The sequence below is a fragment of the Paraburkholderia sp. BL23I1N1 genome, assembly GCF_003610295.1.
GTDB lineage: Bacteria > Pseudomonadota > Gammaproteobacteria > Burkholderiales > Burkholderiaceae > Paraburkholderia.
The window spans coordinates 4328325-4341490 of the sequence record NZ_RAPV01000001.1 but is presented as its reverse complement, the minus strand read 5'-3'; the positions used below and the strand labels follow the sequence as shown (position 1 = coordinate 4341490).

Below are 13166 nucleotides of genomic sequence, written 5' to 3'. Positions count from 1 at the left end.
CGCGGCCGGCGGCTGCCCTCTCCCTGCTATGCTTCACCCGAAGCCAGTCCCGCGCGCTAAACGAAACACACCCATGACCCGCTCCTCACATTACGACCTGCAATCACTGCGCGTTTTCATCGTCGTAGCAGAACTGGGCAGCCTGACAAAGGCCGCCGAGCGCACCTGCCTGACCTTGTCGGCGGTCAGCAAGCGCATGACGGACCTGGAACGCAGCATCGATTGCGTCCTGATGCTGCGGCTGCCGCGCGGCATCGAGCTGACAGCCGCAGGCAAGGGGCTGCTCGCGCATGCCCGGCAAGTCGTCGATCGCGTGAACCGCATGGCCAACGAGATGAGCGATTACGCTGCCGGCGTGCGCGGACACGTGCGGGTCTGGGCCAACACGTCGGCGATCATCCAGTTCTTGCCGCACGATGTGCAGGCCTTTCTCGCCGACAACCCCAGCGTGAAGATATCGCTGGAGGAGCGCTTCAGCGACGCTATCGTTGCGGCGATCCGCAGCGGCGACGCCGACATCGGCATCTTTGCGGACAACGTGCTGGCGCCGGATATCGACAAGGCCGCGTACCGTCAGGACAAGCTCGTTCTGCTGGTACCGAAGGGCCACCCGCTCGCCTCCCGCAAGGAAGTGGCCTTCGCCGATACGCTCGACTTCGAGTACGTCGGCCTGACCGAAGGCAGTTCACTGCTCGCGCGGCTGCTCGATGCCGCGTTCAATGCGGACCGGGCGCTCAAACTGCGCATTCAGGTGAGCAGCTTCGACGGTATCTGCCGGATGATCGAGCACGGGCTCGGCATCGGCATCTTGCCCGAGGGAGCGGTACGTTCCGACATTCTCGCGGCGGGCCTGCGCGCCGTGAAACTCACCGACTCATGGGCATCTCGCACCTTGCGGATCGGCACGCTGTCGCGCGAAAGGCTATCGCCCGATGCGCTGCGCCTCTTCGACTTCATGTCCGGCCGCACCGATAGCTAAGCTCCGTTAAGCTCACCGACCCTTTCCCAAATGGAAAGGGTCATTGAGAATCGATTGATTTTCAGCAGGCGCGGGTTGTCGCAAAGTGAGCGTCAAGAGAACGACGTTTGCAAGGAGACAACCATGACGAAGCCGCTAGAAGGCGTTCGCGTGCTCGAAATGGGCCAGCTCATCGCGGGTCCCTTCGCTGGAAAAATGCTCGCCGAGTTCGGCGCGCATGTCATCAAGATCGAACCGCCCGGCACGGGCGACCCGCTGCGAAAATGGCGCCTGCTGCATGAGGGCACGTCCGTCTGGTGGGCGGCGCAATCGCGCAACAAGGAATCCGTCACGCTCGATCTCCGCTCGCCCGAAGGCCAGGACGTGGCTCGCCAACTGGTCGCAGAAAGCGACGTGCTGATCGAAAACTTTCGTCCCGGCACGCTCGAAAAATGGGGCCTCGGCTGGGACGAACTGCATGCCTTGAATCCTGGCCTCGTGATGCTGCGCGTGTCCGGCTATGGACAAAGCGGCCCGTATCGCGACCGTCCCGGCTTCGGCGTCATCGGCGAAGCGATGGGCGGCTTGCGGCATCTGAGCGGCGAGGCCGGCCGCACGCCGGTGCGTGTGGGCATATCCATCGGTGACTCCCTCTCCGCCTTGCATGGCGTGATCGGCATCCTGCTCGCATTGCGCCATCGCGACCAGAACGGCGGTGCCGGCCAGATGATCGACGTCGCGCTCTACGAATCGGTCTTCAACATGATGGAAAGCCTGCTGCCCGAGTACTCGGCGTTCGGCACCGTGCGCGAACCGGCGGGCAGCAGCTTGCCTGGCATCGCGCCGTCGAACGCGTACCGCTGCAGCGACGGCAAATACGCGCTGATCGCCGGCAATGGCGACAGCATTTTCCGGCGTCTGATGGAACTGATCGGTCGTCAGGATCTGGCCGACGATCCCGCACTCGCTCAAAACGATGGCCGCGTGAAGAACGTCGAACGGCTGGATGCCGCGATCGCCGACTGGACCAGCCGCCGCACGCTCGACGGCGTACTCGCCGCACTCAATGAAGCGCGCATTCCCGCCGGAAAAATCTACGACGTCGCCGACATCGCAAGCGACCCGCACTACCACGCACGCGACATGATTCTCGACGCCCAACTGCCCGACGGCACGCCTGTGCAAGTGCCCGGCGTGGTGCCCAAACTGAGCGCGACGCCGGGCACGGTGAACACGTGCGCGCCCACGCTCGGCCAGCATACCGACGAGGTGCTGGAAAACCTCGGCATCGGCACGACGACCCGCGACGCCTGGCGCGCACGCGGCATCATCTGAACAGGAGCACGGCATGAACAGCAAACGTCTGTCTATCCAGGAAGTCGCCACCCGCGACGGCTTTCAGAACGAGGCCAGGTTCGTCGATACCGACGCCAAGATCGAACTGATCGATCGTCTGAGCGCGTGCGGTTGCGCCAAGATCGAAGTGACCTCGTTCACCTCGCCAAAAGCGATTCCCGCATTGCGCGACGCCGAAGCGGTAATGCAGCGAATCGCGCGACGTGAAGGCGTTGTCTACACCGTGCTTGTTCCGAATCTGCGCGGCGCCGAGCGCGCGCTATCGTGCGGTGTCGATGAAGTCAATCTCGTGATGTCCGTCAGCGAGAGCCACAACCGTGCGAACTTACGCATGAGCCGCGAGCAGTCGTTCGCCCAGTTGCGTGACGTGATCGGCGTCGTCAAACAAACGAAGGTGGCGATCAACGTGTCGTTGTCCACGGCGATGGGCTGCCCGATGGAAGGCGATATCGAACAGGGTGAAGTGCTCGACTGGATGCAGCGCTTCGCCGATCTCGGCGTGCATGGCGTGACGTTGTGCGATACCACCGGCATGGCCTACCCATCGCAAGTCGGCGCGCTGTGCGCCGCCGCGCGCGAGCGCTTCGCCACACTCGAACTCACGCTGCATTTTCATAACACGCGCGGCATGGCGCTCGCCAACACGCTCGCCGCGCTAGAAGCCGGCATCGACCGCTTCGACGCGTCGCTCGGCGGTCTCGGCGGATGTCCCTACGCGCCGGGCGCAACGGGCAACGTCTGCACAGAGGAACTCGTGCACATGCTCGAACTCGACGGCTACGACACCGGCGTCGATCTCGCCGCCGTGCTGTCCGCCTCTGCCCTGCTTCCTGGACTGATCGGCCACGACGTGCCGAGCCAGTTGCTCAAGGCCGGACGGCGCCTGGACCTGCACTCGATGCCTTGCGTCGGACCTGACGACCTGCCCGAACAACGCGCGTTTTCACAAGGAGCATGACGTGGCGCTCATCGACCACCTCGATCACCTCGTACTGACTTGCATGGACTTCGCTGCAACGAAGCGGTTCTATACCGAGGTCATGCAGATGCAACTCGAGACATTTGGCGAAGGACGTATTGCATTTCGCTTCGGCAATCAGAAGATCAACGTCCACGTGCTTGGCGCCGAATTCGAGCCGAAGGCCCATGTTCCCGTTCCTGGCGCGCTCGACCTGTGCTTCATCGCCACCGTGCCGCTCGACGAAGTGATTGCACATCTCACCCGCTGCCAATGGCCGATCGTCGAAGGTCCGGTTGCGCGCACCGGCGCCACGCAGAAGATTCGTTCCGTCTATGTGCGAGATCCCGATCTGAATCTGATCGAGATCTCCGAACTAATGGCGTGATGTGATGACACCCAGCACGCCGCGATCCGCTAATTTTCACGTGCCGTTTTTCAGCGACCTGAACAGCGTGCCTGTGCAGTTCACGCTGCCCAAGGCAGGGATTCGATGAACATCGTCCTGCTCGACAGCGGCACGCTGCCCACCCCGCTCACCGCGCCGGCCTGGACGAGCGAATGGTCCGCCCGCCCGGCTACGCGCGCCGCCGACGTGGTCCATGCGCTCGAAGATGCCGCCGTTGCGATCACGAACAAAGTACCGATCCGCGCCGCCGATCTGGAACGTCTGCCGAAACTTCGCTTTATCTGCGTCGCCGCAACGGGTTTCGATTGCGTCGATGTCGACGCCTGCCGCGAGTCTGGCGTGATCGTGTCCAATGTGCCGGGCTACTCGGCACAGAGCGTGTCCGAGTGGGCGCTCGCTTCGATCTTCGCATTGCGGCGCAATCTGTTCGCTTATCGTGACGCAGCTCGCCTCGCCTGGCCGGCGTCGGCGCATTTCTGCGTGCACAATGCGCCGATTCTCGACATCGCCGGTTCGACGCTCGGCATTGTCGGCCGCGGCGCGATCGGCAATTCGCTCGCACGGCTGGCCCGCGCGGTCGGCATGAACGTGATATTCGCGGAGCACCGCGGACGGCCGACGGTTCGCGAAGGCTTCACGCCTTTCGACGAGCTTGTGCGCTCCGCCGACGTTCTTTCGCTTCACTGCCCGCTGACGGAAGCGACGCGCAACCTGATTGACGCGGCCACGCTTCGCGCCATGAAACGCGGCACGTTGCTCGTGAACAGCGCCCGCGGCGGTCTGGTCGATTCGACGGCGCTTGTGGACGCGCTCACGACGGGCCACCTTGGCGGCGCCGCGCTCGACGTACTCCCGCAGGAACCACCCGATCCGGATGAGCCCTTGCTCACATGCGCACATCCCAACCTTATCGTCACGCCGCACATCAGCTGGGCGGCGACGAATGCCGCGAACCGGCTCAATGCCGGCATCGAAGCCAACCTCGCCGCGTTCCATGCGGGCGCGCCGATCAACGTGGTGAACGGCGCATAAGCTGCCCCAAATACAAAGCAACGGAGACAAGCATGACCATCAGTAATCTCGGCGCGAGCGAATCTGCGACCGCCCATTCGCGCGTTGCTTCATCGGAACCAGGCGCAGCCGACACTGCACGCACCCTTCATGCCGACGCCACCACGTTGGGCGGCTGGATGGACAACATGCCGCCCGGTTCGCTACATCGATTTGTGGTGTGGGTTATCGGCATTGGATTGTTCTTCGACATGTTCGAAATTTTCCTGGTCGGCTCGATCGGTACGGCGCTGCAGGGGGAATACGGTATCGATAGACACAGCACGGATTTCAAGTTGCTGTTGGCCTCGGCGTTTATCGGCATGTTCGTCGGTGCATTTTTCTGGGCAGCATGGCCGACCGAATCGGCCGGCGTAAGGCTTTCTTATTCAACCTGATCTGGTACAGCGGCTTTTCGCTCACCGGCGCGTTCTCGGTCAACGCCGAGATGCTGGTGATCTGCCGCTTCCTCACGGGCATAGGCGTAGGTGCAATCTATCCCGTTGCCGATAGCTTTTTGTCCGAGATTCTGCCCAAGGAACGTCGCGGGCGAATGCCGCATGGGCCTACACCACGTCGTACGTTGCGGTGCCATTGGTGGGGTTCCTCGCACTTTGGCTCAATCCTCTGCACGTTGGCGCCGTGGCGGGCTGGCGCGTTATCCTGGTCATCGGCAGCCTGGGCGCGGTACTGGTTCTGCTCGTGCAACATAAGTTGCCCGAAAGCCCGCGCTGGCTCCTGGCGCAGGGTCGCGTCGAGGAGGCGCACGCCATGCTTCGGCGCTTTGCCGGGAGTGCGGGTGTGACGGTGACGACCATCTCACCTGAAGCGGGCGTCAAGCGAAATCCGATGACGCTGGGCGAGCGCATTGCCTTGCTGCGCCGGCCCCCTTACAACAAGCGTTATCTGATGTTGACCGTCTTCCATCTGCTTCAGGGATTTGGCTACTATGGGTTTGGCACATTGGCCAGCACCGTGGTGAAAAGCCGTGGCTATGACGTCACCGACGGAACGCTTTTTATGGCTCTGTCATTTCTCGGCTATCCGGTCGGATCTTTGCTTTCGATTCCGCTGCTCAACTGGATAGAACGCCGTACGCTGGTTATCGGCGCAATACTGTCAATTGCGGTTTTTGGCCTGGGCTTCGCCTATTCCAACAACTCGGCGCTGATCGTTCTCTTTGGCGTGTTGACCACATGTGCATCGAACGTATTCAGCAATGCGTACCATGTCTATCAGTCTGAAATCTTTCCGTCCAGCGTGCGCTCGACTGCCATCGGCAGTACGTATTCGCTGTCCCGCATTGTTAGCGGCATGTTGCCGTTCATATTGCTCCCCGTATTGAACCAACAGGGCGCAGGCGCCATGTTCGGCATCATCGCGGCGGCTTTAATAGTTGTGGCTATCACGCTGCGGATCCTCGGCCCCCGCACTACGCGACGAAGCCAGGATGAAATTAATCCGGCTTAAGGAATCATGTTTATTCGGAAGGCGGCACGCCGATCCGTCGATGCGCGCCGCAACCCACACCCGATATCTGTCTAACCGGGAGCGAGGAGACGCGCATCGATCCCACGCCGGCGTCAGGAGAGATGATGCACTTCCTGCAGGCCATACACCGGCGTTGCAATGCCCTCCATGCGCGCCTTCAATTGCAGCGATAAGTATTGTGAGTAGTGGCGCGACTGATGCAGGTTACCGCCATGGAACCACAAGGCAGGCTGCTGTGTGGGCTTCCACATGTTGCGCTGCTCGCCTTCCCAGGGCCCAGGGTCTTTCGTCGTATTCGAACCCAGCCCCCACACCTTGCCCACTTTATCCGCCACTTCACGCGAGATGAGATCGGCGGCCCAGCCGTTCATGGATCCATAACCGGTGGCATAGACGACGAGATCTGCCTCCAGCTCAGTGCCATCGCTTAGCAAGACCGAGTGTTCCTTGAGTTCAGCCACATCCACGCCGCTCTTTAGCTTGATTTTGCCGTCCGCTACAAGGTCGGCGGCGCCAACATCAATGTAATAACCCGACCCGCGCCGGAGATATTTCATGAAGAGCCCCGAGTCGTCATCCCCGAAATCTAGCATGAAACCCCGCTTTTCCAGACGGTCGTAAAACGCCGCGTCGCGTTCCCTGATCGCGTCGAATACGGGCTTTTGAACCGTATGCAGAATCTTGTAAGGGATCGACGCAAACGTCAGATCGGCTTTCGACGTCGTCATGCCCGACGCCACCGCGCGCTCGGAGTAAAGATCCCCGAGCGCAAGCTCCATCAGCGAATCTGATTTGACGATATGGGTGGACGAACGCTGAACCATCGTGACGTCGACCCCAGCCTCCCACAACGCCGCGCAGATGTCGTGCGCCGAATTGTTCGCGCCGATCACCACCACTTTCTTGCCCTTGTACGCATCGGGTCCCGGATGTTTTGACGAATGATGCTGCTCACCCTTGAACACATCTATGCCTTTGAACGAGGGGATATTCGGCTTACCCGACATGCCCGTAGCAAGCACAAGCTGCTTTGGCCGCAGCGTCAGCGCCTCGCCGTCGTGCTCGACCTCGACCACCCATTCAGCCGCCGCTTCGTCGTATCGCGCGGACTTGCAAATGGTCGCCCCCCAGTAGTTCAATTCCATGACCTTGGTGTACATCTCAAGCCAATCGCCGATCTTGTCCTTCGGCGTGAAAACTGGCCAGTTATCCGGGAACGGCAAATAAGGCATATGGTCGTACCAGACCGGATCATGCAGACACAATGACTTGTAGCGGTTGCGCCAAGCGTCGCCAGGACGCGGATTCCTATCCACGATAATCGTCGGCACACCCAACTGCCGCAATCGTGCGCCCAGGCCAATCCCACCCTGCCCGCCACCCACGATCAAACAGTAAGGTTGTTCCGCGCGACCCAGCGCCTGCGCCTCGGCTTCACGACGTTCCTTCCAGCTCGTTCGATCCATGCGTGCGCCATGTTCCGCACCTATAGGACGGCGATTGCCTTTGGGTTCTTCATGGCCTTTCAGTTCACCCATGGTGGTCAGCAAGGTCCAGATCAGGCCATCCGTCACGCGGATAAAGCCGCTGCCACGGGCGACTTCCGTTTCGAACGTGATCCACGCCTGTGCGACGCCGTCGGCTTCGCTCGGTGTTTCATTTTCAGCAACCCTCAGCAGCGTGGGTTTAATCGCGTCGAGTTGTGCGTCGAGCATGGCGCCGATCTGGTCCCGGCCCTCCATGGTTTTGATATTCCAGGTGAAAGCAACCAGATCGCGCCAGTAACACTCCGGTCGAAACAGAGCGACGGCCGCAGCGGTATCGCCGCGTTTAAGCGCCGATTCCAGGGACGCCAGAATAGGTGAAATAATCCGGCTTGCATTGTTTTCAGACATGACTGCTCCTCCATTCGATACGGATTAGTGAAACGTCGAAGTAATGCGCGGGTTCTTTGCCCGCTGGATAACCGCGGACCGCTATCGCCTGTGGGGCGGGACAATGCCGAACTTCGCGATCCGTCTATAAAGCGTCGCGCGCGAGATGCCCAGGGTTTGGGCTGTCTCGTCCGGTCGCCATTTCGCATTCGTCAGGGCGGCGACGATGCGGTCGCGCTCAAGGGCGTCGATATCGGTGAGCGTGGGTTGCACCCCGCGGGCGGGATCCCGAGGCTTCGGCGCAGGTTGTCGTTGCGCGCGAATGACGGGCGGACGAACCCGTGCATACAGCGGCGAACCGTTGTCCACACATTTCATCGAGACCATGTCGCGACCGGGTCTGACATCCAGAAGACGTTCAGCGCGGATATCGAATAGTTCGGAGACCGGTCGCGGCAGCCGGTCAAGGCCTGGCACGCACTCTTTGGCCCGGCGATTGGCCGCGACCGCGTTTCCGCGCACATCGAAGGCAATCAGGATCTCCGGTTGGGCTTCCACATAGTGGCGATTCCGGTGCGCCAGCAAAACCCAGCAATGCGTGCTCGCGTTGAGAAAGAAACTGTCCTCGATCAATACCGCGCTATGACGCACGATGTGATTGATCAGCCGCTGACTTTCGCGTTCGTCAGGCGAGCGAATCGCGGACGCATCCAGCACGCCGATCAGTTCGCCTTCCAGCCCGAAGATCGGCGAAGCGCTGCACGTCAACGTGGTAAAAGCGGCGCGAAAATGATCTGTCTTATGCACCGTGATCGGTTGGGAATCGAGCAGCACGGCTGCAACGCCACAGGTTCCTTCTTCCTGCTCGGACCAGCAGGAGCCCGAATAAAGTCCCGCTCGTTTGAAGTCGTGACGCCGGTCCCGGTCAACGCGGTAATCAATCGTCACGCCCTGCGCGTCGGTGAGCATCACGCAGTAGTCCGCTTCACGTACCGTCTCATGCAGACGCGAAAGACACTCTCCTGAGGCCCGTAAAACCGATTCCTCCCGGTGTTGCACGTCGCGCAATTCCGGCGCGGTCAAAATACGCGGACCCGCTGTGAGGCCAGGATCAAGATGATATTGCTCGAGCGAGCGCCAATACGACGAAGCGAGCCGCGTAGCATCGGCACCACGATCAGAGTTTCGGCCTTCGATCAACCTGCGGATCCGGTCGATGTGTCTCACTTGCGGAACATAGGGCATGAATGTCTCCAGTCGGCTCGGCGCGCATTGCTGAGCGGCACGCTTAGGATGACTTTTAGCATGCGGATTCCGGAAGATCACACCGCAGCGCAGCATCAAGTTGGATGAGACGTTTTTCTCAGTTTTTTTGGTGTGGGGACTGAACGCTGCCCGGTTTCTGCAGTAAGGAAAACCGGGAGGCGTTATGCTCGCTGCTAGAATGCTCGCCCCTTTCTCTGGAGACGCACATGTCCTGGTTCATCTATGAAGTGCCCGAATACAACGAAGACGGGGCGCGTATCGAACCCTTCAGCGACCTGCGTAGCCGCGTCCAGAAAGTCAGTGGCCAAGCCATGGCTGACGAGCTGGAAAGCGTCCGCGAAAACGCCGCGACAACGGCGAATACCCCGGCGCACCCGTTGCGCACCGTGGACAATCCTCAAGTATTTCCGATCCCGTACGCCGACTCCATGATTCTGGTCGGGTTCATCTTCGAACTAAAACGGGAGTCCCGGCGTCTGGTGGTGTCGCCTGTGGAAATGCCCTGGCTGAAAGACGCATAAGGCACCTCACGCATAGCGCGCAAGAAACATATCGGCCGCAGATTCCGCGACCCGCCTTTGTTCATCCGCGCTGAGCGTTGCCTGGCCCATCGTCACCTGCGGCCAGAATGCGAACGCTTTGACCAGGCCCTGCAACTGCTGCGAGGCGAACATCGGGTCCGACGTCTTGAGGCGGCCGTCGGCAGCGGCTGCGCGAATCCACACAGTCAAATCTTCCTCCCGCTCGCCCATGCGCGTGACCATTTCGCGCGCGCGCTCCGGCGAATGAATGCCTGCCGCGATCGCCACGCGCGCGAGGGACAGAAACGCCTCGTCATTCAACAGGCTCAGCTTTTTCAACAGAAGCTGGAGCAACTGCGCACGCAAGGGATGCGTGGCCGAATAAACCGGCGCCGCTCCCGTGTCGCTCGACTCCCACAACTGCCGCAGGATGGCCGCGAACAGCGCTTCCTTGCTCGGAAAATGGTTGTAGACCGTCCGCTTCGAGACACTCGCGCGTGCCGCGATACGGTCCATGCTGGTCGCGTCGAAGCCGGCCGCGAGAAATTCTTCGATGGCCGCCTCAATGACGGCGGCACGCTTGCGGTCGGTCAGACGGAGGGGGATGTCGCTGGTGTTCATCGTTAAATTTTACACCGGGCAGTTTACTTTTCTCAAAAATAAACTACACTCAACAGTCTACTTTCAGCATCGAGGCAGTTTGCATGACATCGTTCACCGATTCTATTCGCCATGTCTTGGGCCTGACGGCGGCGCGACGCGGTCGCGAATTGTTCGACACGTCGGCTCAGCACGACGGCGAGCGCTTCCGGAACGTCAAGCCGCGTCCTGTTGAAGGAATCGGTAAGACTTTGAGCATCGTGTGGAATGTGTTGTTGAACAAACCGGACGGCACGGTGCCGGCGGGTGCCCTGCCCGTCGATGCGCTGGCGCGTGAACAGCTCGACGCCGCGCCGGACCGGAGCCTCTATCGCCTCGGGCATTCGACCATGCTGCTCAAGCTGCGTGGTCAGTTCTGGCTGACCGACCCTGTTTTCGCCGAGCGTGCATCGCCGTTCCGGCGGTTCGGTCCGAAGCGCTTCCATGCCCCGCCCATTGCGCTTGAAGACTTGCCGCCGCTGCGCGGCGTGATCCTCTCGCACGACCACTACGACCATCTGGACCACGAAACGGTGCTGGCGCTCGCCGCGAAAACGGCGGTGTTTCTGACGCCGCTGGGCGTCGGCGACCGCCTGATCGAGTGGGGTATCGACGCGTCGCAGGTACGCCAGTTCGACTGGTGGCAGAGTGTCGAGATCGACGGCCTGACGTTCACGGCAACGCCGGCGCAGCATTTCTCCGGCCGCAGTCTCTTTGACGGCAACAGCACCTTATGGGCCTCGTGGGTGATCGTCGACGACGCGCTGCGCGTGTTCTTCAGCGGCGACACGGGCTACTTCGATGGTTTCAGGACGATTGGCGAACGATTGGGTCCATTCGACGTGACGCTGCTCGAAACGGGCGCCTACGATGCCCAATGGCCGTACGTCCACATGCAGCCTGACGAGACCGTACAGGCACACGTCGATCTGCGTGGGCGCTGGCTGGTGCCGGTTCACAACGGCACGTTCGATCTGGCGATGCATCGCTGGCAAGAACCCTTCGAACGCGTGGTCGGGCTCACCGCCGTGCGTGGTATTCCGCTTGCAACGCCCCGCATGGGCGAACGGCTGGATCTGGGCGCGCCCCACCGCGGCGAGAAGTGGTGGCGCGAGGTCGAGGAGCGGGCGCACGAGCCCGCTACTGCGCGGCGCTGGTTCGCCTGCCGTCAAAGTCGGCAAGCGAGTTCGTGAGGCTGGCGGCTATCGGCGCTCGCGGATAGAGCGTCGATCACGATCCGCACCCCATCAACACGGTGGATCTTTGCACTCGAGATGAAACCGGAGTGCCGATCAGCCACGTCAATTTTTCCGTCGCGCACAATATTTCCAATCGCGAAACGTCTACAGACGTATGGAACCGCCGCGCACCCCGAATTCGATGATCGAACGAGATAAGGACATCACTGCAACTGTGTTGCGTGAGCGGTCGAAACTCGGCAATTTCATCCGGCGCCGCGTGCACGACCAGGGCGAGGCCGAAGACATCTTGCAAGATGTATTTCACGAGTTCGTGCAAGCCTACCGGCTCCCCGCGCCGATTGAGCAGGTGAGCGCGTGGCTGTTTCGCGTGGCCCGAAACCGCATCATCGACCGCTTTCGCAAGCGCCGCGAGGAACCGCTGGCCAACAGGGTCGAAAGCGTCGACAACGCCGACGACGCGGACTACCGGCTGGATCTCGCCCTGCCGGCAACCGACGCCGGCCCGGAAGCCGTCTATGCAAGGTCAATCCTGCTGGAAGCCCTGCAAGACGCGCTCAACGAATTGCCGGCGAATCAGCGAGACGTCTTCGTCGCCCATGAACTCGAAGGGCGCAGCTTCAAGGAGCTGGCATCCGAAAGCGGTGTCGGCGTGAACACGCTATTGGCACGCAAGCGCTACGCAGTACTGCATCTGCGCGTTCGCCTGCAAGCCGTGTATGACGAACTGGATATCTAAAGGAGCAAATAGATGAGATTCAAACTGAGAAGCTTCGGCAAAGTACTGTTGGTGCTGGTGGGCATTGCGGTGCTGGGATGGATGGTGATGGCGCTATGGAACTGGGTAGTCCCTGCGCTATTCATTGGCGGCCGTTCAATCGATTATCCGCACGCGATGGGCCTGTTGATCCTGAGCCGCATTCTCTTCGGCGGATTTCGGGGGCGCGGCGGTTGCCATGGTCGCCGGCATTGGCGTCGGTGGGAACGCATGACGCCGGAGGAACGCGAGAACTTTCAGAAGAACATCTCCTCCGCAGATGGCAAGCGCAACGAGGATCCAGCATGAGCAAGGTTTCGGCTTCAGCTTGCAAACAGGCCGCAGGCGTGATCGCCCCGATAGTCAATCTGAAACGGTGCGAAGGCAAGGGCGATTGCGCGGTAGTCTGCCCCGAGGACGTTTTCGAAATCCGCCGGGTCGAGACGGCCGACTATCAGCAGTTAGGAGCGCTGCACAAATTCAAGCTGCGTGTACACGGAATGAAAGTCGCGTACACGCCAAACGCCGATGCGTGCCGGGCATGTGGCTTGTGCGTGACGGCATGCCCCGAGCATGCCATTACGTTGGCCAGGATTGGGACGCTATAAAGTGGCGTGCGGCTTCGGATCGATCAAGTGGACGCACAGACGGGACCCGGAGCGCTGTGTTGCGATTCGAGCAACCACGT

General features: G+C 61.0%; 13 protein-coding genes and 1 pseudogene. 11 read left to right on the top strand and 3 right to left on the bottom strand.

The window, feature by feature from the left end; all coding sequences use genetic code 11:
* Window positions 1-73: 73 nt before the first annotated feature.
* The 6 genes and pseudogenes from B0G76_RS20255 (at window position 74) to B0G76_RS20230 (ending at window position 6201) form a co-directional block, all read left to right on the top strand.
* Entirely contained in the window at window positions 74-979 is a 906-nt protein-coding gene (locus B0G76_RS20255) for a LysR family transcriptional regulator (RefSeq protein ID WP_120294146.1), read from the top strand.
* A gap of 123 nt (window positions 980-1102) precedes the next feature.
* Window positions 1103-2293 (top strand): CaiB/BaiF CoA-transferase family protein, encoded by a 1191-nt coding sequence (locus tag B0G76_RS20250; RefSeq protein ID WP_120294145.1) that lies wholly within the window; start codon window positions 1103-1105, stop codon window positions 2291-2293.
* Window positions 2294-2306: 13 nt separating this feature from the next.
* Entirely contained in the window at window positions 2307-3272 is a 966-nt protein-coding gene (locus tag B0G76_RS20245; RefSeq protein ID WP_120294144.1) for a hydroxymethylglutaryl-CoA lyase, read from the top strand.
* Window position 3273: 1 nt separating this feature from the next.
* Entirely contained in the window at window positions 3274-3660 is a 387-nt protein-coding gene (locus tag B0G76_RS20240; protein ID WP_120294143.1) for a VOC family protein, read from the top strand.
* Window positions 3661-3765: 105 nt separating this feature from the next.
* The gene (locus tag B0G76_RS20235; protein WP_120294142.1) at window positions 3766-4713 is read left to right on the top strand and encodes an NAD(P)-dependent oxidoreductase; all 948 of its coding nucleotides are present in this window, start codon (window positions 3766-3768) and stop codon (window positions 4711-4713) included.
* 32 nt (window positions 4714-4745) lie between these two features.
* Window positions 4746-6201: pseudogene (locus B0G76_RS20230) on the top strand (MFS transporter).
* A 113-nt stretch (window positions 6202-6314) separates the two neighbouring features.
* On the opposite strand, the gene B0G76_RS20225 reads toward B0G76_RS20230, so the two are convergent.
* Complete coding sequence (locus tag B0G76_RS20225) at window positions 6315-8117, bottom strand: NAD(P)/FAD-dependent oxidoreductase (RefSeq protein WP_120294141.1); 1803 nt, start codon at window positions 8115-8117, stop codon at window positions 6315-6317.
* 81 nt (window positions 8118-8198) lie between these two features.
* Window positions 8199-9341, bottom strand: coding sequence for a sigma-54-dependent Fis family transcriptional regulator (locus B0G76_RS20220; RefSeq protein WP_120294140.1), 1143 nt, complete (start codon window positions 9339-9341; stop codon window positions 8199-8201).
* Between the two features lie 227 nt (window positions 9342-9568).
* On the opposite strand from B0G76_RS20220, the gene B0G76_RS20215 reads away from it, so the two are divergent.
* A complete protein-coding gene (locus tag B0G76_RS20215; protein ID WP_120294139.1) occupies window positions 9569-9883 on the top strand; it encodes a helicase in 315 nt (104 codons plus the stop codon).
* Window positions 9884-9889: 6 nt separating this feature from the next.
* On the opposite strand, the gene B0G76_RS20210 is transcribed toward B0G76_RS20215, so the two are convergent.
* Window positions 9890-10504, bottom strand: coding sequence for a TetR/AcrR family transcriptional regulator (locus B0G76_RS20210; RefSeq protein WP_120294138.1), 615 nt, complete (start codon window positions 10502-10504; stop codon window positions 9890-9892).
* Between the two features lie 83 nt (window positions 10505-10587).
* On the opposite strand from B0G76_RS20210, the gene B0G76_RS20205 reads away from it, so the two are divergent.
* The 4 genes from B0G76_RS20205 (at window position 10588) to B0G76_RS20190 (ending at window position 13086) form a co-directional block, all read left to right on the top strand.
* The gene (locus B0G76_RS20205; protein WP_120294137.1) at window positions 10588-11715 is read left to right on the top strand and encodes an MBL fold metallo-hydrolase; all 1128 of its coding nucleotides are present in this window, start codon (window positions 10588-10590) and stop codon (window positions 11713-11715) included.
* A gap of 160 nt (window positions 11716-11875) precedes the next feature.
* Window positions 11876-12460, top strand: coding sequence for an RNA polymerase sigma factor (locus B0G76_RS20200; protein WP_120294136.1), 585 nt, complete (start codon window positions 11876-11878; stop codon window positions 12458-12460).
* A gap of 12 nt (window positions 12461-12472) precedes the next feature.
* Entirely contained in the window at window positions 12473-12787 is a 315-nt protein-coding gene (locus tag B0G76_RS20195) for a hypothetical protein (RefSeq protein ID WP_120294135.1), read from the top strand.
* Window positions 12784-13086 carry a ferredoxin family protein gene (locus B0G76_RS20190; RefSeq protein ID WP_120294134.1) on the top strand — a complete coding sequence of 101 codons (303 nt, stop codon included), beginning with the start codon at window positions 12784-12786 and terminating at the stop codon, window positions 13084-13086. The genes B0G76_RS20195 and B0G76_RS20190 overlap by 4 nt, the downstream gene beginning before the upstream one ends.
* Window positions 13087-13166: the final 80 nt, after the last annotated feature.

Coding starts and splice junctions, on each gene's coding strand:
- B0G76_RS20210 (WP_120294138.1), bottom strand. CDS start 10,504: ATGAACACCAGCGACATCCCCCTCCGTCTGACCGACCGCAAGCGTGCC.
- B0G76_RS20205 (WP_120294137.1), top strand. CDS start 10,588: ATGACATCGTTCACCGATTCTATTCGCCATGTCTTGGGCCTGACGGCG.
- B0G76_RS20215 (WP_120294139.1), top strand. CDS start 9,569: ATGTCCTGGTTCATCTATGAAGTGCCCGAATACAACGAAGACGGGGCG.
- B0G76_RS20200 (WP_120294136.1), top strand. CDS start 11,876: ATGGAACCGCCGCGCACCCCGAATTCGATGATCGAACGAGATAAGGAC.
- B0G76_RS20250 (WP_120294145.1), top strand. CDS start 1,103: ATGACGAAGCCGCTAGAAGGCGTTCGCGTGCTCGAAATGGGCCAGCTC.
- B0G76_RS20220 (WP_120294140.1), bottom strand. CDS start 9,341: ATGCCCTATGTTCCGCAAGTGAGACACATCGACCGGATCCGCAGGTTG.
- B0G76_RS20195 (WP_120294135.1), top strand. CDS start 12,473: ATGAGATTCAAACTGAGAAGCTTCGGCAAAGTACTGTTGGTGCTGGTG.
- B0G76_RS20190 (WP_120294134.1), top strand. CDS start 12,784: ATGAGCAAGGTTTCGGCTTCAGCTTGCAAACAGGCCGCAGGCGTGATC.
- B0G76_RS20235 (WP_120294142.1), top strand. CDS start 3,766: ATGAACATCGTCCTGCTCGACAGCGGCACGCTGCCCACCCCGCTCACC.
- B0G76_RS20255 (WP_120294146.1), top strand. CDS start 74: ATGACCCGCTCCTCACATTACGACCTGCAATCACTGCGCGTTTTCATC.
- B0G76_RS20245 (WP_120294144.1), top strand. CDS start 2,307: ATGAACAGCAAACGTCTGTCTATCCAGGAAGTCGCCACCCGCGACGGC.
- B0G76_RS20225 (WP_120294141.1), bottom strand. CDS start 8,117: ATGTCTGAAAACAATGCAAGCCGGATTATTTCACCTATTCTGGCGTCC.